Annotated in this window: 19 protein-coding genes; 4 read left to right on the top strand and 15 right to left on the bottom strand. The window is 73.0% G+C overall.

Going from position 1 to position 18,074, the window contains the following annotated elements; all coding sequences use genetic code 11:
- Positions 1–76 precede the first annotated feature (76 nt).
- From AC2RP6_RS25060 to AC2RP6_RS25015, 10 genes are all read right to left on the bottom strand, one after another.
- On the bottom strand, positions 77–1,174 hold the full coding sequence (locus tag AC2RP6_RS25060) for a 2-aminoethylphosphonate ABC transporter substrate-binding protein (RefSeq protein WP_486448236.1): 1,098 nt from the start codon (positions 1,172–1,174) through the stop codon (positions 77–79).
- 50 nt (positions 1,175–1,224) lie between these two features.
- Complete coding sequence (locus AC2RP6_RS25055) at positions 1,225–2,022, bottom strand: ABC transporter permease (protein ID WP_486448235.1); 798 nt, start codon at positions 2,020–2,022, stop codon at positions 1,225–1,227.
- Positions 2,009–2,824, bottom strand: coding sequence for a 2-aminoethylphosphonate ABC transporter permease subunit (locus AC2RP6_RS25050; RefSeq protein ID WP_486450440.1), 816 nt, complete (start codon positions 2,822–2,824; stop codon positions 2,009–2,011). Before AC2RP6_RS25050 ends, AC2RP6_RS25055 begins: the two co-directional genes overlap by 14 nt.
- Positions 2,825–3,212: 388 nt before the next feature.
- Positions 3,213–4,262, bottom strand: coding sequence for an ABC transporter ATP-binding protein (locus tag AC2RP6_RS25045; protein WP_486448234.1), 1,050 nt, complete (start codon positions 4,260–4,262; stop codon positions 3,213–3,215).
- Complete coding sequence (locus AC2RP6_RS25040) at positions 4,259–5,011, bottom strand: phosphonatase-like hydrolase (protein ID WP_486448233.1); 753 nt, start codon at positions 5,009–5,011, stop codon at positions 4,259–4,261. Before AC2RP6_RS25040 ends, AC2RP6_RS25045 begins: the two co-directional genes overlap by 4 nt.
- Before the next feature lie 5 nt (positions 5,012–5,016).
- Positions 5,017–6,144 (bottom strand): TIGR03364 family FAD-dependent oxidoreductase, encoded by a 1,128-nt coding sequence (locus AC2RP6_RS25035; RefSeq protein ID WP_486448232.1) that lies wholly within the window; start codon positions 6,142–6,144, stop codon positions 5,017–5,019.
- 148 nt (positions 6,145–6,292) lie between these two features.
- A complete protein-coding gene (locus tag AC2RP6_RS25030; RefSeq protein WP_486448231.1) occupies positions 6,293–7,069 on the bottom strand; it encodes a GntR family transcriptional regulator in 777 nt (258 codons plus the stop codon).
- Positions 7,070–7,237: 168 nt separating this feature from the next.
- The gene (locus tag AC2RP6_RS25025) at positions 7,238–7,996 is read right to left on the bottom strand and encodes a hypothetical protein (RefSeq protein ID WP_486448230.1); all 759 of its coding nucleotides are present in this window, start codon (positions 7,994–7,996) and stop codon (positions 7,238–7,240) included.
- A gap of 571 nt (positions 7,997–8,567) precedes the next feature.
- Positions 8,568–9,746 carry an ROK family transcriptional regulator gene (locus AC2RP6_RS25020; protein WP_486448229.1) on the bottom strand — a complete coding sequence of 393 codons (1,179 nt, stop codon included), beginning with the start codon at positions 9,744–9,746 and terminating at the stop codon, positions 8,568–8,570.
- Positions 9,743–9,919: a hypothetical protein gene (locus AC2RP6_RS25015; RefSeq protein WP_486448228.1), complete on the bottom strand. Its 177-nt coding sequence runs from the start codon at positions 9,917–9,919 to the stop codon at positions 9,743–9,745. Before AC2RP6_RS25015 ends, AC2RP6_RS25020 begins: the two co-directional genes overlap by 4 nt.
- Before the next feature lie 48 nt (positions 9,920–9,967).
- Between AC2RP6_RS25015 and AC2RP6_RS25010 the strand changes: the two genes are divergently transcribed.
- Positions 9,968–11,218, top strand: coding sequence for a Gfo/Idh/MocA family oxidoreductase (locus AC2RP6_RS25010; protein WP_486448227.1), 1,251 nt, complete (start codon positions 9,968–9,970; stop codon positions 11,216–11,218).
- On the opposite strand, the gene AC2RP6_RS25005 is transcribed toward AC2RP6_RS25010, so the two are convergent.
- From AC2RP6_RS25005 to AC2RP6_RS24990, 4 genes are all read right to left on the bottom strand, one after another.
- Entirely contained in the window at positions 11,205–12,062 is an 858-nt protein-coding gene (locus AC2RP6_RS25005) for a fumarylacetoacetate hydrolase family protein (RefSeq protein ID WP_486448226.1), read from the bottom strand. The two genes, AC2RP6_RS25010 and AC2RP6_RS25005, sit on opposite strands and share 14 nt — an antisense overlap.
- A gap of 122 nt (positions 12,063–12,184) precedes the next feature.
- Positions 12,185–13,030 (bottom strand): YidC/Oxa1 family membrane protein insertase, encoded by an 846-nt coding sequence (locus AC2RP6_RS25000; protein WP_486448225.1) that lies wholly within the window; start codon positions 13,028–13,030, stop codon positions 12,185–12,187.
- A gap of 119 nt (positions 13,031–13,149) precedes the next feature.
- Positions 13,150–13,488: a DUF6412 domain-containing protein gene (locus AC2RP6_RS24995; RefSeq protein ID WP_486448224.1), complete on the bottom strand. Its 339-nt coding sequence runs from the start codon at positions 13,486–13,488 to the stop codon at positions 13,150–13,152.
- A 100-nt stretch (positions 13,489–13,588) separates the two neighbouring features.
- On the bottom strand, positions 13,589–14,371 hold the full coding sequence (locus AC2RP6_RS24990) for a class E sortase (RefSeq protein WP_486448223.1): 783 nt from the start codon (positions 14,369–14,371) through the stop codon (positions 13,589–13,591).
- Between the two features lie 74 nt (positions 14,372–14,445).
- Between AC2RP6_RS24990 and AC2RP6_RS24985 the strand changes: the two genes are divergently transcribed.
- The 3 genes from AC2RP6_RS24985 to AC2RP6_RS24975 are packed head-to-tail and all read left to right on the top strand — an operon-like array spanning position 14,446 to position 16,815.
- Positions 14,446–15,462 (top strand): SEC-C metal-binding domain-containing protein, encoded by a 1,017-nt coding sequence (locus AC2RP6_RS24985; RefSeq protein ID WP_486448222.1) that lies wholly within the window; start codon positions 14,446–14,448, stop codon positions 15,460–15,462.
- Entirely contained in the window at positions 15,459–16,358 is a 900-nt protein-coding gene (locus AC2RP6_RS24980) for a NaeI family type II restriction endonuclease (protein ID WP_486448221.1), read from the top strand. The genes AC2RP6_RS24985 and AC2RP6_RS24980 overlap by 4 nt, the downstream gene beginning before the upstream one ends.
- On the top strand, positions 16,348–16,815 hold the full coding sequence (locus AC2RP6_RS24975) for a very short patch repair endonuclease (RefSeq protein WP_486448220.1): 468 nt from the start codon (positions 16,348–16,350) through the stop codon (positions 16,813–16,815). The genes AC2RP6_RS24980 and AC2RP6_RS24975 overlap by 11 nt, the downstream gene beginning before the upstream one ends.
- On the opposite strand, the gene AC2RP6_RS24970 is transcribed toward AC2RP6_RS24975, so the two are convergent.
- Complete coding sequence (locus tag AC2RP6_RS24970; RefSeq protein ID WP_486448219.1) at positions 16,812–18,023, bottom strand: DNA cytosine methyltransferase; 1,212 nt, start codon at positions 18,021–18,023, stop codon at positions 16,812–16,814. The two genes, AC2RP6_RS24975 and AC2RP6_RS24970, sit on opposite strands and share 4 nt — an antisense overlap.
- Between the last annotated feature and the right edge of the window lie 51 nt (positions 18,024–18,074).

Below are 18,074 nucleotides of genomic sequence, written 5' to 3'. Positions count from 1 at the left end.
CTTCGGTCCAGACCCGTTATGCAGTGCACACTCTGCCGGTCGCGGGTGACCGGGAGGGTGACCTGGAAGCAACCAGTCAGCTTCCGGTTGCCGACTTCCACGCGTCGACGTAGGCGGTGAGGTTCTTGTCGATGTCCGACCAGTCCGGTTCGAAGACCTCGACACCCGTCATCAGCTTGGTGAGTTCGACGGCATTGGCGTCGGTGGGCTTGACGTCGGAGCGGGCCGGGAAGCCGCCGCCGACCTCGCTGACCAGCTTCTGCGCCTCCTCGCCGAGCAGGTGGTCGAGGAGCTTCTTGCCGTTCTCGGAGTGCGGGGCCTTGGTGACCAGGCCGGCCGCGTAGGGCAGGGCGAAGGTGGTGGGCCTGCCGCCGTCCTTCGCGGGGAACCAGATGCCGAGGTTCGGCATGGACTTGGACTGCGCGAAGTTCATCTGGACGTCGCCGTTGGCGACGAGCAGCTCGCCCTTGTCGGTCTTGGGTGCGAGCTTGCTGGTGGAGGAGGACGGGCCGACGTTGTTGGCCTGGAGCTTCTTCAGGTAGTCCATCGCCGGCTCCTTGCCGCCGAAGTCGTGCATCGACTTGACGAGGACGGCGGTGCCGTCGCCCGCGACGCCCGGGGTGGAGTACTGGAGTTTGCCCTTGTAGCGGGCGTCCAGCAGCTCCTCCCAGGTCCTGGGGGCTTCGGCGAGCTCCTTCTTGTTGTAGACGAAGCCGAAGTAGTTGTTGACGACCGAGGTCCACTTGCCCTCGGTGGACTTGTCCGCGCCGTCGACCTTGTCGGCGTCCCGTGGCACGTAGGACTGGAGCAGGCCCTTGCCGTCGGCCTGCTGGATGAAGGGCGGCAGTGTGATCAGTACGTCGGCCTGGGTGTTGGTCTTCTCGCGGACGGCGCGCTGCACCATCTCGCCCGAGCCGCCCTCGACGTACTTGACCTCGATGCCGGTCTTCCTGGTGAAGTCGGCGAAGACCCGGTCGTACCAGCCGTCGCCCTTCTCGCTCTTGAGGCCGTCGGCGCTGTAGACGGTGACGACCTTCTCGGAGCCCTTGGCGTCGGCCGCGGAGGAGCCGCCGCAGGCGGTGAGGGAGGCGGTGAGGGCGAGGCCGACGGCGGTGGCGGCGACGGCACGGAGCGCGGGCACGGGCACGGGCGTGGGCGTGAGTGCTCTGGGCATGGAACTTCCTTACGGGGAAAGGGAGTCTGCGGGGTGGCGAGGGGCGCGGGTCAGCGGTAGGAGGCCCCGGTGCGGATGCGGGAGACGGCCAGCAGGACCAGCAGGGTGGTGGTCATCAGGACCACGGCGACGGCGGAGCCGCTGAAGAGCGAACCGCGGTCGGTGGCGGTGAAGATGCGGACCGGGAGGGGCATCCAGTCCGGCGGGTAGAGCATCATCGTCGCGCTCAGCTCGCCCATGGACAGGGCGAAGCAGAGCCCGGCGGCGGCCGTGAGGGACGGCAGCAGGAGGGGGAGCCGGACCCGCCACAGCACGTACGCGGGCCGGGCGCCCAGGGAGGCGGCCGCCTGCTCGTAGGCGGGGTCGAGGCGGACGATCGCGGCCGACACCGACTGGTGGGCGAAGGCGGTGACGAGGACGGTGTGCGCGAGGACGACGATCGAGCCGGTGCCGTTGAGCAGGAGGGGCGGGCGGCTGAAGGCGACGAGCACGGCGAGGCCGACGACCACGGACGGCACGGCGACGGGCAGCATGAACAGCGCGTCCAGCAGCCGCTTGCCCCGCTTGCGCAGCGCTGCCCCGGCCAGCGCGGCCCAGGTTCCGACGGTGAGCGCGAGGAGGCTGGCGGCGACGGCGGTGACCAGGCTGGTGGTGAGGGCCTGGAGGGACTCGCCGCGGACGGCGGCCGCGTAGTTCGCGGTGGTGGGGCCGGACGGGAGGGCGCCGGACCAGTGGGTGGCGAAGGACGCAGCGACGACCACGAGCAGGGGCAGCGCGAAGAGCGGCAGGAAGAGGACGCCGAAGAGGCCCCAGGCGGCCCAGCGACCGGCTTTGCTATGCACCAGCACGCTTGCTCACCACCCGGTAGACGCCGAACAGGCCGACGGAGATCGCGATGTTGACGACGGCGACCACGCAGGCGGCCGGGTAGTCGGATTCGAGGATGGCCTTGCCGTAGATCAGCATCGGCAGGGTCGTGACGTCTTTGGCGCCGGTGAACAGGACGATCCCGAACTCGTTGAGGCACATGACGAGGACGAGGCTGCCGCCGGCGCCGAGGGCGGGGAGGGCCTCGGGCACGATCACCCGGCGGACGATGCGGGCGGGGCGCGCGCCGAGCCCCGCGGCGACCTCCAGCTGGGCGGTGTCCAGCTGGGAGAAGGCGGCGAGGAGGGGGCGGACGACGAAGGGCGTGAAGTACGTGACCTCCGCGAGGAGGACGCCCCAGGGGGTGGTCAGGAAGTGGAAGGGACCCTCGGCGGCGCCGGTAAACCCGGTGACGAGGCCGTTGGCCATGCCGACGGTGCCGTAGACGAAGAGGAGGGCGAGGGTGATGAGGAAGGAGGGGAAGGACAGGAAGACGTCGATGAACCTGGCGACGGCGCGGGCGCCGGGGAAGGGCACGAAGGCGATGATCAGCGCGAGCGTGAAGCCGAGGACCAGGCAGCCGACGGTGGCTCCGACGGCCAGCCAGACGGTGGTCCCGAGGGCGTCGAGGAAGGCGCGGGAGCCGAAGACCCGGGCGTAGGCGTCGAAGGCACCGCCACCGCCGTCGGGGGTGAGGGACTGCTGCACGACCAGCGCGAGGGGATAGAGGAACACCGCCGCGAGCACGGCGACGGGCGGCAACGCCCACACCCCACGCGGCACCCGGCCTCCCGGCCTGGGGCCCGGGCCGACCGAGCGGTGATCCGGTGCCGCACCGGGCGCGAAGTCGCCGGTACCGACGGGTCCGGCGCCGCGTTCGGCACCGCGTTCGGCGCCGGGTCCGGCTCCGCGCTCGGCGCCGGGTCCGGCTCCGCGCTCGGCGCCGGGTCCGGCCGGGGCGGGCGTCGGCCCGGCTCCGCCGGAGCCCGGCGCGGCGTTGACCGCCGGGCCGGTGGGCGGAACCTCGCCCATCACTCCGGGCGCCGCGCGGTCCGGGGCCGGGGGTCCGGCGGGCGTGGGGCGGCCCGGCGGGTCGGGCGCCGGCACGGCCGGGGCGGAGGGGTGGGGGACGGCGGGGGTCGGGCGGGGCGGCAGGGCTCGCCGCGAGGCGTCAGGCACGGGAGACCCCCGCCGCCAGCAGGACGGCGTCCCGCGGCTCGAAGTGCAGGGTGATCCGGTCCCCCGGCGCGGGCGTCTCCCGCAGTTCGGGGAGGTCCGCCTTCACCCGGTGGCCCTCGACGTCGACGTACAGCCGGTGCGTCGAACCCCGCCACTGCACCTCGGCGATGGTGCCGCTCAGTGCGTTCGGCCCGGCGCCGAGGCCGAGCAGGTGCGGACGTACGCACAAGGTGGCCGCGGAGCCCGGCGCCGCGCGCCCGCGGTCGAGGGTGAGGGCCCGGCCCTCGAAGACCGCGCCGGCCTCGGCCACCGTCACCGGGAGCAGGTTCGCGTTGCCGACGAACGACGCGGTGAACTCGGTGCGCGGGGCCCGGTACAGCTCCTGCGGCGTCCCGCAGTCCCGCAGGCGGGCCCGGTCCATGACGGCGATCCGGTCGGCCAGCGTCAGCGCCTCCACCTGGTCGTGGGTGACGTACAGGATCGACACGTCGGGCAGTTCGCGGTGCAGCCGGGCCAGTTCGGCGAGCATCCCGGAGCGCAGTTGCGCGTCGAGGGCGGAGAGCGGTTCGTCCAGGAGGAGGACGCCGGGGCGGATGGCGAGGGCGCGGGCGATGGCGACCCGCTGCTGCTGGCCGCCGGACAGCTCGCGCGGGTGGCGGCGGGCATAGGCGGCCATGCCCGTCATCTCCAGGGCCTCGGCGACCCGTCCCGGGATCTGGGCCCTGGGCGTCTTCTGCGCCTTGAGGCCGAAGGCGACGTTGTCCTCGACCCGCATGTGCGGGAAGAGCGCGTACTGCTGGACGACCATGCCGATGCCGCGCCGGTGCGGCGGGAGCGCGGTGACGTCCCGGCCACCGAGGAGGATCCGGCCCGCGACGGGCCGTACGAATCCGGCGACGGCGCGCAGGGCGGTGGTCTTGCCGGAGCCGGAGGGCCCGAGGAGCGCCATCACCTCGCCCGGCTCGACCGTCAGGTCCAGGCGGTCCAGGACGGTGGTGCCGTCGTAGGCGACGCTGACCCCGTCGAAGCGGATGCCGCTCACGCCGACTCCAGCAGCAGGCGCGGGAGTGCGGCGACCGAGTCGAGGACGTGCGTCGCGCCGTTGCGCGTCAGCGTCGCGCGGTCGTGGGCGCCGGTGAGGACCCCGGCCACCGTTCCGGCGCCGGCGCGGAGTCCGCTGAGCATGTCGTAGGCGGTGTCGCCGACGACCACGACGTCGCGTACGTCGTCCACGGCGCCGGTGCGCAGGAACGCCGTCAGCACCATGTCGGGGTGGGGGCGGCCGCGGCCGCCCGCGTCGGCGGGGCAGAGGGTCAGGTCGGCGAGGTCCTGCCAGCCGAGGGCGTCGAGGATGGCGTCCTGGGTGACCCGGGCGAAGCCGGTGGTCAGGACGACGGTCCGGCCGTCGGCGCGCAGCGCCTCGATCGCGGCGCGGGCGCCGGGGAGCGCGGTGACGAGGCCGCCGTCGACGAGCTCCGCGTACGCCTCCTCGAAGGCGGAGTTGGCGCGCCGGGCGCGTTCCTCCGTGCCGAAGAGGTGGCGGAAGACGGAGATCTTGGACTCGCCCATGGTGGCGAGGACGTACCGGAGCTTCTCGGCGTGGTCGGGGGTGCCGGGCTCGACGCCGAGGCGCTCGGCGGCCCGCTCGAAGGCGCGCTCGACGAGGCCGCCGTCGGCGACGGTGGTGCCGGCCATGTCGAGGACGACCAGTCGGCGGGTGTCGGTGGTGTGGGTGACGTCGGGGACGTCGGGGACGTCGGGGGTATCGGTGGTGTCGGGGATGTCGGTCATCAGACTTACCAGCCCAGTTCGTTCGCGGTGGATTCGGCGATGGCCGGCGAGCAGGTCATGCCGCGCCCGCCCGGTCCGGTCACCAGCCAGACGCCGTCGGCGACCTGCTGGCGGTGGACGACGCGAGCGGTGTCGGTGCACTGCGCGTACACGCCCGCCCAGCGGTGCCTGATCTTCGGCAGGGGGCGGCCGAGGAAGGACTCGACCACTTCGGTGAGGTGCTCGTAGGGGTCTTCGAGGGTGTCGAAGGCGAAGGGGTGCTCGTACTCGTGGGTGTCGCCTATGGTCAGGCCGCCGTCGCGGCGCTGGACCATCAGCAGTTGCATCCTGTGCGCGGCGGCGACCGGTGACTGGGCCTGTGCGGCGTTCAGTTCGTCGAGGGCCGCGGACCGGTAGGCGGGGTAGTAGCGGAAGCTGTCGGCGTCCGCGACGGAGGTGGTCAGCTCCTCGCCGAGCGGCGCGGTCTGCATCATCTGGAGCCGGACGCGGCGCACGGGCAGGTCGGGGGCGAGTTCGCGGACCAGGCCGGAGAGCCAGGCGCCGGTGGCGAGGACGACGGCGTCGCCGCGGTGGACGTCGCCGTGGTCGTCACGGACCGCGCCGGGACCGGTGACCTCGCGCACCTCGCGGCCGGGGAGGAAGGTGTAGCGGCCACCTGCCCTCCTCTGCAGGGCCTCGCGCAGGTGCAGTTGGGCGGTGCGCGGTTCCACGGCAGCGTCCCGCTCGCACCACAGGGCGGCCTCGAACGCGCCGCGCAGGGCCGGGTTGATCGTGCGCGCCTGCTCGGCGCCGAGCAGTTCGTAGCCGCGGGCGGCGGCATCCGGGCGGGCCAGGGCGGCCTCGGCGACGGCGTACTCGCGGGCGTTGCGGACGGGGGTGAGGGAGCCGATGGCGCGGAAGCCCAGTCCGGGCACCTCCGCGCCGATGCGCTCCCAGAGTTCGCGGGCCCGCAGGGCGGTGTCGAGTTCCTCGCCCCCGGCCCGTCCACTGACCCAGATCTGGCCGAAATTGCGCAGTGAGGCACCGCGCGCCTCGGCCTCCCGCTCGATCTGGACGACCTCGTGGCCGCGTTCGACTGCTTGCCAGGCGTGCATGGTGCCGACCACGCCGCCTCCGACGACTATGACTCTCACGCCGCCAACGGTGGGCGCGGCCCGTGGCCCCGGGTGATAGGCCCGGCGACGCGCCGGTGAACAGCCCTCGACGCTTGGACCAGACCCGTTATCGACCCGTGATGTTGCGGTGTCCGCTTCTGCCCATTACGCATCGATCTGCGCCGGGCTATTCGGCGCGCAGGCGGGTCGTGAAGCTGAACCGGTCGCCACGGTAGAGCGAACGCACCCGCTCCAGCGGCCGGCCGTCCTGGTCCCGTGAGAAACGGTGGATGAGCAGCATGGGGAGGGCCGGCGGGGTGCCGATCAGCAGCGCCTCGCGGGGGGTCGCGAGGACGGTCTCCAGCTTCTCGTCGGCCTCGCCGAAGCAGATCCCGAGGCTGTCGCGGAGGTATCCGTAGAAGGAGGAGTCCGGCTGGAAATCGACGTCCAGGCGCGGGGCCCGGGCCACCTGGATGTAGGTGCTCTCCAGGCCGACGCGCTCGTCGTCGGCGAGCAGGACCCGCTCCAGGTGCCAGACGGGCTCACCGGACTCGGCGCCGATCCCGGGCGCCAGGTCGGACGGGCAGGGGAACCGCTCCAGGCCGATCAGCCGCCGGCCCGGCCGGCGGCCCTGGCGGCGCACGCCCTCGGTGTAGCTGGCGAGGGACAGCGGCTGTTCCAGCTTGGGCCCGGCGACGACGGTCCCGCGGCCGGAGCGGCGCAGGCGGCCTTCCAGCAGCAGTTCGCGCAGGGCCTGCCGGACGGTTTCGCGGGACACCTCGTACCGCTCGGCCAGATCCCGCTCGGTGGGCAGGACCCCGCCCTCGCCGAGTTCGTCGAGGAGTTCGGCGATCCGGGCCTTGACGGCGTAGTACTTGGGGATGCGGCCGTGCTCCGGGATGCCGGACCGCACGGGAGAGCCGGGGCGGTGACCCGGGAGGTGACCCCGGAGGTTCTTTTCCACGACGGGACTCTATGCGGGCCGACCGGGTCTCCCGGCCCGGGGTGCCCGGGGGTTGCTCGGGGGTGCTCGGGGTGCCCGGGGGTTTGCTCGGGGTGCCCGGGGGTGCTCGGCGTGCCCGGGGTGCCAGGGGTGCCCGGGGGTTGCTAAGGGTGCTGGACGTACCCGGCGTCAGCGGCCGTCGGCGGGTGTACGGGTACGGAGCCGGCGGGCCCCGAGCAGGAGACCGCCACCGGCGGCGAGGGCGGCCACGGCGCCGACCCCGTACGCCCACTCGCGCGGACCGGTGTGCGCGAGGGAGCCGCCCTCGACGGAGTCCTCGGACTGCTCGACGGAGAAGCGGTAGCCGCCGGCCTCCCCGATCCAGTCCCCGTCGTCGCCCTTGCGCTGGACCAGCGCGGCGTCGGCGACGACCTCTCCGGTGGGGGCGTCGGGGGCGAAGGCGAGGGTGACCTTGACGGTGCGGGTGCCGCCAGGGCCGACGGTGAAACCGGGGAAGGCGTCACCGCCGTCGAAGACGGCGATGACCTCGTCGCGGTCGCTGTGTTCCAGCCCGGCGGGCAGGGTGCCGGCCGGAGCCTCGAACTCCATCCGCAGGTGGGCGGGGCGCAGCGTGCGGGCCTTGTCGGTGAGGACGACGACGGGGTGGATGGCCTTGCACTCGGAGTTCGTGGTGTTGGTCAGGTCCAGGAACCACGTCTGCGGCTCACCGCCGGTGCGGTACACGGCCGGACCGCCGCGGATGCGCGCGCCGATGGGGAAGGCGGAGCTCTTGCCGTCCCCGCAGGTGGCCTGGACGCGGGAGGGGAACGCCGGGGCGGGGCGGGGACCGCCGCCGGTGCCGATGTCCGCACCGGCGGGGGACGCGGTGGCGGCGGCCAGGGCGGCGGAGAGGAAGGCGGTGAGGGCAAGGACTTTGCGCAGTCGCATGGAAGACCTTCGCTGCTCGCCGGACAGGACGATGGTCGGACGAGGTGACCATCACACCCCGGCCTGCCCGCACCCTGCCACGCACGCGCGACCCCGCTCCGCGCACCACGCCCGGGTCCCCCCGGTTTACGCCCGATCAGCCCACCCGTCAACCACCACCCCCGCCACCCCCACCGACCCACCCACCCAGCCCCGCCACACCCCCCAGCCCCGCCGGCGTTTGAGGCGCGGGGGCCCGGGGGCAGCACCCCCGCAACGACGCCGCACCCCCCAACTCCGCCCGCACCCCCCAGCCCCGCCACACCTTCCAGCCCCGCCGGCGTTTGAGGCGCGGGGGCCCGGGGGCAGCACCCCCGCAACGACGCCGCACCCGCCAACCCCGCGCGCACCCCCCAGCCCCGCCACACCCCCACCCAGCCCCGCCGCACACTCCAGCCCCGCCGGCGTTTGAGGCGCGGGGGCCCGGGGGCAGCGCCCCCGCAACGGCGCCGCACCCGGCACGGCAGCGCACCGCAACGCACCCGGCACGGCACGGCTGCGCAGCGCCCCGCACCCCCGCGAGGACCGGCAGCTACCCCCGCCCGAACAGCGGCGCGAGCGCCATCTCCGCCGCCCCTTCCGCCACGCCCGCCCCCGCCAGGGCCACCACCGGCCGGGCCGGATCCAGTGCCCGGGCCGCCAGCACCGCTCCGACCCCGGCCACGAAGACGTCCGGTGCCGCCGCCACCACCCGCCCGCCGAGCAGCACCCGGTCAACATCCAGCAGCGCGACCAGGTTGGCGGCGGCCTCGCCGACGATCCGCGCCGCCCCCCGCAGATCCCCGCGGGCCACCGCCTCCAGGCACAGCACCTCGACGCAGCCGCGCGCCCCGCACCGGCAGGGCGGGCCGTCCATCAGGAGCACCTGATGACCGAACTCCCCCGCCGCCGAACGGGCCCCCCGGTAGACCCCGCCGCCCAGCCACAGCCCCGCGCCGAGCCCGGTCCCGACGTGCAGGTACACGCAGGTACGGGGCCCTCCGCCGGGGTAGGCGTCCGGACCCGCGACCACGTCTCCCCCGGCCCCGACCCCGGCACCGACCCCGGCCCCGACCCCGACCCCGGCTCCGGCCTCCGCCTCCGCCCCCGCCTCCGGCCACGTCGCCCGGAGCCACGCTCCCGCGGCCGCGGCCGCACCGGCGTTCGTGTCCTTGTCGAGCACCACCGGCAGGCCCAGCCGCCCCTCCAGCACCCCCTTCAGCGGGAAGCCCTTCCAGCTCGGGAATCCCGTCACCCGTCCCATCACCCCGCCCCGGTGGTCCAGCGGCCCCGGCGCGGCCACGCCGACGCCCACGAGCGGCGGTCCGGCCGCCGGGTCGCCGACCCGCGCGACCGCCCGTACCACCGCCTCGACCGCCGCCTCCGGTCCGGCCGCGAAGTCGAGCGCGCCGCCGCTCTCGGCGACGACGCGGCCCGCCAGGTCCACCCGTACCGCCCTGAGCGCGTCCCGGTCCAGGTGCACTCCCACCGCGTGGCGCACGTCGGGCACCAACCGGAGCAGGGTGCGCGGCTTGCCGCCGGTGGACGCGGCGCGCCCCGCCTCCGCGATCAGGCCGTCCGCGCCGAGCCGCGCGGTGATCTTGCTGACGGCCTGCGGGGTGAGTCCCGTACGGGCGGCGAGTTCCGAGCGGCCCAGGCCCACCGGTCCGGCGCCGCGCAGCAGTTCCAGCACCAGCGCTTCGTTGTGGCCGCGCAGCGCCGGCAGGTTCACCCCGCCACGCCGACCGTGGGCATCCCCGTGGCCGACACGACCCTCATGACCGCCATGGCCGCCGTGACCGTCACGCCCGCCCACGCCGCCACGCCCGCCCGCGCCGCCGCGCCCGCCCTGACCGCGGTGAGCGTCGTGATCGCTGTTCCTGCTGCCGCTGTCCACCAGCCCATTGTCCACCTTCCTTGCACTTCGGCAACACTGTTGCCAAAGTGGTGCCCATGAGCACCCCCGCCCCCAGCGCACCCGCTTCCCCCACCGCACCATCCTCACCGCTCCGCGTCGGCGTCATCGGCTACGGACTCGCCGGTTCCGTCTTCCACGCCCCCCTCGTGGCCGCCACGGACGGACTCGCACTCGACACCGTCGTCACCTCCGACCCCGACCGGCAGGCGCGGGCCCGCGCGGAATTCCCCGACGTCCACACCGTCGCCACCGCCGACGAGCTGTGGCAGCGCGACCTCGACCTGGTCGTGATCGCCTCCCCCAACAAGACGCACGTCCCGCTCGCCACCACCGCCCTGGAGGCCGGCCTGCCGGTGGTCGTGGACAAGCCGCTCGCCGCCACCGCCGCGGAGGCGCGGGCGCTCGCGGCCCTGGCCGACCGGAGCGGCACCTTCCTCTCCGTCTTCCAGAACCGCCGCTGGGACAACGACTTCCTGACCCTGCGCCGCCTCCTCGCCGACGACGAACTCGGCGAGATCCAGCGCTTCGAGTCCCGCTTCGAGCGCTGGCGCCCACAGCTGAAGGGCGGCTGGCGCGAGTCGGGCGCCCCGGAGGAGATCGGCGGTCTGCTGTACGACCTCGGCAGCCACGTCGTCGACCAGGCCCTCGTGCTGTTCGGGCCGGCCGTACGGGTCTACGCCGAGACCGACGCGCGCCGGCCCGGCGCCGAGACCGACGACGACACCTTCATCGCGCTCACCCACGCGAACGGGGTCCGCTCCCACCTCTACGTCAGCGCGACCACCGCCCAGCTCGGGCCGCGGTTCCGCGTGCTCGGCTCCCGGGCCGGCTACGTCAAGTACGGCCTGGACCCCCAGGAGGGCGCCCTGCGCGAGGGGCTGCGGCCGGACGGACGACTGCCCTGGGGCGAGGAGCCTCCGCACCTGTGGGGGCGGGTGGGATCGGGCGAGTCCCCGCTGACCGGCGGCGGCGCCCCCGTACCGACGGAACTGGGCGACTACCCGGCGTACTACGCGGCGGTCGCCGAAGCCCTGCGCACGGGCGGGCCGGCCCCGGTCACGGCGCACGACGCCGCGCACTGCCTCGACGTGCTGGAGGCGGCCCGCATGTCCTCCCAGGAGGGGGTGGCGGTCGAGCTGCACCGTCACGCCGGAGCCCGGGGTCGCGTGACACCCCGGTCGCGGGCATGTCGAGTGCATGCGCGACGGGCGGGGCCGCCGGTGCGGCGGCCCCGCCCGTTCCCCCTCGCTGCGCTCCGGCCGCAGCGGCCGGCTAGGCGCCCTTGAACTCCTGGCGCTGACGGCCCAGACCGTCGATCTCCAGCTCCACGACGTCACCCGCCCGCAGGTACGGCTTCGGCTCCGGCTGGCCCATCGCCACGCCGGCGGGCGTACCGGTGACGATGACGTCACCCGGGTACAGGGTCATGAACCGGCTCAGGTACCGGACGACCTCGCCGACCGGGAAGATCTGGTCGGAGGTGTTGCCGTCCTGCGTGAGCTCACCGTTGACCCACAGCTTCACGTCCAGGACCTGGGGGTCCGGGATCTCGTCGGCGGTGACCAGCCACGGGCCGAGCGGGGTGAAGGTCTCGCAGTTCTTGCCCTTGTCCCAGGTGCCGCCGCGTTCAATCTGGAACTCGCGCTCGGAGACGTCGTTGACCAGCAGGTAGCCGCCGACGTGCGCCAGGCCCTGCTCCGCGGAGTCGAGGTAGCGCGCGGTGCTGCCGATGACGACGCCGAGCTCGGCCTCCCAGTCGGTCTTCACACTGCCGCGCGGGATCAGGACGGTGTCGTCGGGGCCGACCACGGTGTCCGCTGCCTTCAGGAAGAGGATCGGCTCGGCCGGGGGCTCCGCGCCGATCTCCGCCGCGTGCCCGAAGTAGTTCAGGCCGATGCCCACGATCTTGCCGATGCGGCCGACGGGCGCGCCGATCCGCAGCCCCTCGGCGTCGAGGACCGGAAGCTCGCCCGACGCGGCCGCGTCCCGTACCCGGGACAGCGCGGAGTCGTCGGCCAGCACGGCGCCGTCCACATCCGTGATCAGGCCGGACAGGTCCCGCAGGGTCCCGTCCCCGTCGAGCAGCGCGGGGCGCTCCGACCCGACCGGTCCGACACGCAGCAGCTTCATGGGCATTCTCCCGTGGTCGTGGGTGGTCGACCCATGGGCATGCCCCGGGCCGGACGATGGGTTGCGGCCATCGGAGGATTGGTCGATCCTCCAAGATGTCCACCCAATCCGCAAGACCCTGTTCACAGACTGGAACGCGACGCTCCGTCGGCCTGCCGCCGCTTCCGGCCCGCACGCTTCGCGACGCGCCCGGCGGCGGGCCGTGCGGCGCTCCTGGGGGCGGGCTCGGCAACGGGCTGTGCGGCCGGCTCGGTAACGGGGCGGGCGGCCGGCTCGGCGGCGCTTCCCGTAGCGGGCTCGGCGGCGCGCTCGGCGGCGCGGGCCTTGCGGTGCTCCAGCCAGGTCCGTTCCGCCACCGTCCAGGCGGTGGTGGTGAGCAGGTAGAGCCCGGCGGCCAGCGGTACCACGGCCGCGGTGATCAGCGTCCCGAAGGACAGCAGGGGCAGTACGCCGCCCAGCTTGCGCATGACCTCCTGCTGCTCGGCGCTCAGCTCGGGCACGCCCGCACCCGCCGCGGGCTTCTTCCCGGGGGCGGAAGCAGCGGCCGCAGCCGCCGTCCGCGCAGCCGTCGCCGCCGAACGGCGCCCCCGCACGGCACTCCACGCGGCCACCACCGCGATCGCCCCGAACAGCCCGAGGAACACCAGCCCCCGCGCGCCGAACGGCCCTCCGTCCCCGAGCGCCTCGGTCCACCGGGACCCCAGCGGCGCGGCGAACAGCCGGTGGCTCAGCAGCTCACCCCCCGAGGAGAACGCCTGGTACATCAGGAAGAACACCGGCAGCTGCAGCAGCAGGGGCAGGCAGCCGGCCACCGGGGTCGCGCCGCGGAAGGCGGCCCGGCTCAGCGGGTGCAGGGCGAGCCGTACGAGCACGGTGAACAGCACGATGGCGGCAGCGGTCGCGGACTCTGCCAGCACCGGCTCCAGAAGCCGGCCCAGCTCAACAACAAGGTGGGTGAAAACGGACACGTGGGCCCTCCGAGGGGTCTCGTCGAACGTCGAAAGAGGTGCATTTCGGCGTGACGACCCGCGAGGGGGCGACAACAGTGATCGGTCAGTCAGCAGAAGGCGAGAGGTACTGCGCGCCCCTACGCGGCCGTCGGGACGGGACGGCCGGGCGCCCGGGGCCGCGACCGGCCCGAGGCGTCGGGATCGCGCTGCGGCAGGAACGCCGTGCGCTGCTCGCGATCACGGATCGCGGTGCGTATGCGGTGGGGCGGCACGGGCCGTACGAGCCGTGCGGCGGCCGCCAGGGCCTCCGCGCCCACGGAGACGGCGGCGACGGTCGCCGCGAGGGCCACCACCACGGCGCCCAGCCCGCCCTCGCCGGCGAACAGGCCGAGGGCTCCCCCGGCCAGCACCAGGAGCGGCAGCAGCACGGAGAGGACCCGGGCGAAGGGGACGACGTCGCGTCGCGGTCCGGTCATACGAACCTCCCCCTCCCCGCTCGACGTTCTCGAAACCCTGTTCCCGATCGATGGTAACCGGGCCCGCCGACAACCCATCGACAGAACGGCGGGGCGGACATCAGGACCTGAGGGTCCCCCACACCACCAGCCGGTACTTCGAGCTGTACTCGGGCGTGCAGGTGGTGAGCGTGATGTAGGCGCCCGGCTCGCCGTAGCCGTACCCCGGCTTCACCACGCTGCGCGGCACCGGCGCGATCACTCCGGTGTCCCGTTCCGTCGTCTCGCTCAGCGTCTTGTCCACCACGTACGTGTACCTGCGCCCGCGCAGGTCGACGATCAGCTCGTCGCCCGCCCGCAGCCGGTCGATGCGGCGGAACGGCTCGCCGTGGGTGTTGCGGTGCCCGGCCAGCGCGAAGTTCCCCCGCGCCCCGGGCCCGGCGGTCCCCGGGTACTGCCCGACGTAGCCCTTGTCCAGGACCGCCCGCTTGTCGATGCCCTGCGCGACGGGCACGACCAGGCCGAGACGCGGAATGCGCAGCACGGCGTACGCCCCCTCCCGGCCCCCCGGGGCCCCCGGCTCCCTCGTACCGGGCGCCCGCGCCGGAGGGGAGGACGACGACACCCCGGCGGAAGCGACCGGAGAGGGGGACGGCTCGGCGGGCCCGCGGGACTCCACCACGGCCGGACCGGAATCGGCGGCGGGCTCACGCTCCCAGGCCCGCTCCAGGGCCCGGACCTGCTCCTGCGCCGCGGCCGCCGCCTGCCGGTTGGTCCACCACACCTGGTGCACCACCAGCAACAACACCACCACGCCCACGGTGACGGTCAGCTCGGCAGCCGCCCACAGGACCCCCACGAGACCGGCCCGGCGCGCCCGCCGGCCCCTCCCCTGAACCACCACAGGTATGTGATCCCGCACGGGCGGCACCCTAAGTCCTCCCCCGTCAACTGACCAGCGGCAGTACGGTGTGAACCATGCGCCCCGACACGCCTGCCGAGCACATCGCCGAAGCCGAGCGCCTCATCCGCACGGCGACCCGCTACCCCGAGGACCAGGAGCCCTTGCTCCTCCAGGCCGCGGCCCACCTCGAACTGGCCGACGAACGGGACCGGGCGAGCGCCCTCTACGACCGACTCCTGTCCGCCGCGCCCGCCGACCCCCACCTGATCAAGGCCCTCCAGGCGGCGAACCTCTGGGAGTACGGCCACGAGGCCGAGGCCCGCGCCCTCATCGCGGGCATCCGCGCCGCCTCCCCCAAGGACCCGGCGCCGTGGGAGGTCATCGCGGAAGCTCTGGAGGCCCACGACGAGTTGGAAGCGGCGGAGGACTGCTTCACCCAGGCCGCCACCCTCCTGATCGCGGACTCCACCCCGCTCACCCCGGCCACCACCGCCCTCCTGACGGGCCGCCACCGGGTACGCCGCCTCCTCGGGCGCCCGCACGACGACTGGGACATGGTCGCCGACACCCGCCACATCGGGCCGATCCCGCTCGACGAGCTCCACGACCCCAAGCGCATCTGGGCCCTGGGCTCCGACGACCCGGCCGAGCTGCGTGCGGAGATCGCCCGCCTGCGCGCCGAGCTGGGCGACCGCCGCGCGGCCCTGTCCCGCCCGTTCCCGGTGGCCATCCTCCACTGGCCGCAGCGCGAACTGTCGGAGCTGCTGACCAGCTACCCGACGCTCGGCTCGGAGTACGCCTCGCACGAGGCGCACCTGCGCGACATCGAGACCTCCCTGCGCGCCCTCGCCGCGTCGGGCACGACGAACCTGGGCATCGTGACGGCGAGCGTCCCCTCGTACGAGGCCTTCGCGGCTTCGGAGAAGACCTCCCCGGCCTCGCCCAGCCTGCTGGCCGAATACGCCACGACCCTCGCAGCCCGCGGCAAGGCCACCCCCTGGCCCCCCACCCCCACCGCCCCCTGCTGGTGCACCTCGGGCAAGCCGTACTCGGAGTGCCACGGGGAACCTTCGGGGACTGCACGCGCATGAGCAAGGGACGTCTCGCACTGCAGGGACCAGGCGAGACCTGCACCAACGACGCCGCTGATGAACACGTCCTGCTCGCACCGGACGACGACCCAGATGTGCAGGCCGTCCTGAACTGGCTGCGGCTCTTCGACGTGGCCGGCCTGTACACGAGCGCCATCGCCAACTCCATTGACTACGTGCTGGACGGGGCACGCACTGGCCGCTATGACCTGATGGCTCCCGATGTCCACCCCGGAGAGAAAGCGTCCGTCGGTGCAAAGCTGGAGTACGAGGTCCTGCGGTCTTTCGGCCTGCCGAAGACGCGGCCACTGGACACTCACATCGCGAACGTGCCCATCGACATAAAGGCGACTGTCGGCTCGAACTGGGCCATACCGTCAGAAGCGCACTGCCAACTCTGCATCTGCACCCAGATACAGATCGGGCGGGGGCGGCACCGCTCGTGGCTGGTGCGGGCCCACCGTTCGTGGCTGTACCGCGGCAGCGGCAACCGCGACGGCAAACGCGGCCTTGCCGTAGACGCTCGTGACCAGTGGAGCGTGCCGCTCTACGACTGGACACCGCTTCCCGTCAATCCCCTGACCCTGCTCTCCGAGGACCAGGCCGGCCTGGTCCTCGCAAAGCGGCCAGGCCAGGAACAGCGGTTCAGAATGATGTTCCGCTACCTCGAGGGGCACGTCATCCCGCGCAGCGTGATCACTACGGTCGGGGCGGGCCGGCATGACCCGCTGCGCCGGGCACGCAACATCAGGAAGCACCTCGCCCAGGACGGTCTTACGCTGCTGTGTGGGAAGTGGCGCGACCAGCAGGAGCTTGCTGCCGCTCACAAGATCACGCTGGGTCCGGAAGACTGGGTCGCCCTGCGGCTTGAGGGAGGTCAGGCCCATGAAGGGTGAGGGTCCCTGGCAGCCCCCTGCGGGTTCCTGGGCTTCGTCGGCCGCACGGCGGCGCAACATGCAGGCGATCCGCAGCCGCGACACCAAACCAGAGCGCGTGATCCGCCAGCTCGTACATGCCAGGGGTCTGCGCTACCGGGTCGCGGCCCGTCCGCTGCCAGAGCTCCGCAGGACGGCCGACCTGGTGTTCCGGCCTGCCAAGGTCGCTGTCTTTATCGACGGCTGCTACTGGCACGGCTGCCCCGAGCACTACGTACCCCCCAGGACCAATTCCGGCTATTGGTCAGAGAAGGTCGCACGGAACATCGCACGGGACCGCGACACCGACCGGCAGCTGGAGGGTGCGGGCTGGCTCGTGCTCCGGTTCTGGGAGCACGAGCAGTCCGATGCCTGCGCTGCGACGATCGTGTCGGTTGTCGGCGAGCGGCGCCTCCGGCCGGAAATGCCCAAGCGCTAGAGGGCCGCGTCGTCGCCGTTCGGGGCGGCTGGTACAGCGGACCTCAGCACCTTGGCGATCGCCTCACCGACGACACGCGCCACGGGCGGCGGGAAAGCGTTACCCACCTGTCGGTACTGGGCTGTCTTGCCCGGGAGCGGCTTTTCCCGCCCCTCTTCGCCTTCGAAGTCCCATTCCGGCGGGAAGCCCTGGATCAGCGCCGCCTGGCTCACGGTCAGCATCGGTCCATCTTCCCGGAACAGGTCACGCTCGCTGCTGTCCTTCCGGTCCACGTCCTTGGGGGAGTTGGCAACTCCCAGGGCGTTCACACCCAGGTCGCGCCATGCGGCCTTGGCCCGGCTCGGACCGAGGTCTGCTCCGCCGTGCTTCTTTGATCCGCCGACCAGGGTGGGCGCAATGGCCCCGCTCTTGCCCTTCCACCTCTCCAGCTTGTCGTGCGCTCGCTGCCCGACGACTCCGCCTTGGTCGATGTACGGCTTGTATCGGGCCTCCATGCTCGGACCGAGCTTGTCCGCCACGGTGACGATGTCCCCCTGTGGCTGCGGCCATGTGAACTCGCTGCATCCGAGAATGTCCTCACGGATCGCGACCAGGATGGCCCGCGGGCGAAGCTGCGGAACACCGAAGTCGCTCGCTTCGATGACGTTCCAGCCGCAGACCCGATACCCAGCGCCTTTGAGATCCTCTTCGATGCCGGTCTGGGGATCCTTAGCCCGTCCCCCCTGGAGGCGGGCGAGAACCCAGTCGCGATATTCAGAGAATTTGTCATCCATGATTCCGCGGACATTCTCAATCATCACTGCCTGCGGGTAGAGCTCGTCCACCAGATCAAGCATCCGCGGGAAGAGGTCACGCTCATCGTCCTTGCCCAGCTGCTTGCCGGCATGCGAGAACGGTGGGCACGGCACACCGCCAGCCAGAAGACCGAGCTCTCCGCGCCGCAGCTGGCGCCCAAGATATTCGACTGGGTTTTCCAGGTCCACCAGCGGCTTGAAGTCGTTGACATCTTTGAGAATGATGTCGCAGAATTTGCGCTCGAATTCCCAGCCGTCTCGCGCCGCCACGTTGCGGCGCAGCGTCGCCACCGCATGCTGGTCGATCTCTACGAGAGCGAGATGGCTGAAGCCAGCCTGGTGGAGGCCGATGGCCTGCCCCCCGGCGCCGGCGCAAATCTCAATCGAGGTCAGCGTGTGATCGCTGGCACCCATCGAGTCCTCCTGGTGTGGCAGATGCAGACAGGCAAGTGTCGCATCCGCCAC

The organism is Streptomyces sp. WAC03905 (genome assembly GCF_057371075.1).
This window is presented reverse-complemented; position numbering and strand designations above follow the sequence as displayed.

Coding starts and splice junctions, on each gene's coding strand:
- AC2RP6_RS25060 (WP_486448236.1), bottom strand. CDS start 1,174: ATGCCCAGAGCACTCACGCCCACGCCCGTGCCCGTGCCCGCGCTCCGT.
- AC2RP6_RS25015 (WP_486448228.1), bottom strand. CDS start 9,919: ATGGGCTGGTGGACAGCGGCAGCAGGAACAGCGATCACGACGCTCACC.
- AC2RP6_RS24985 (WP_486448222.1), top strand. CDS start 14,446: ATGCGCCCCGACACGCCTGCCGAGCACATCGCCGAAGCCGAGCGCCTC.
- AC2RP6_RS24995 (WP_486448224.1), bottom strand. CDS start 13,488: ATGACCGGACCGCGACGCGACGTCGTCCCCTTCGCCCGGGTCCTCTCC.
- AC2RP6_RS25005 (WP_486448226.1), bottom strand. CDS start 12,062: ATGAAGCTGCTGCGTGTCGGACCGGTCGGGTCGGAGCGCCCCGCGCTG.
- AC2RP6_RS24975 (WP_486448220.1), top strand. CDS start 16,348: ATGAAGGGTGAGGGTCCCTGGCAGCCCCCTGCGGGTTCCTGGGCTTCG.
- AC2RP6_RS25040 (WP_486448233.1), bottom strand. CDS start 5,011: ATGACCGACATCCCCGACACCACCGATACCCCCGACGTCCCCGACGTC.
- AC2RP6_RS24970 (WP_486448219.1), bottom strand. CDS start 18,023: ATGGGTGCCAGCGATCACACGCTGACCTCGATTGAGATTTGCGCCGGC.
- AC2RP6_RS25010 (WP_486448227.1), top strand. CDS start 9,968: ATGAGCACCCCCGCCCCCAGCGCACCCGCTTCCCCCACCGCACCATCC.
- AC2RP6_RS24980 (WP_486448221.1), top strand. CDS start 15,459: ATGAGCAAGGGACGTCTCGCACTGCAGGGACCAGGCGAGACCTGCACC.
- AC2RP6_RS25025 (WP_486448230.1), bottom strand. CDS start 7,996: ATGCGACTGCGCAAAGTCCTTGCCCTCACCGCCTTCCTCTCCGCCGCC.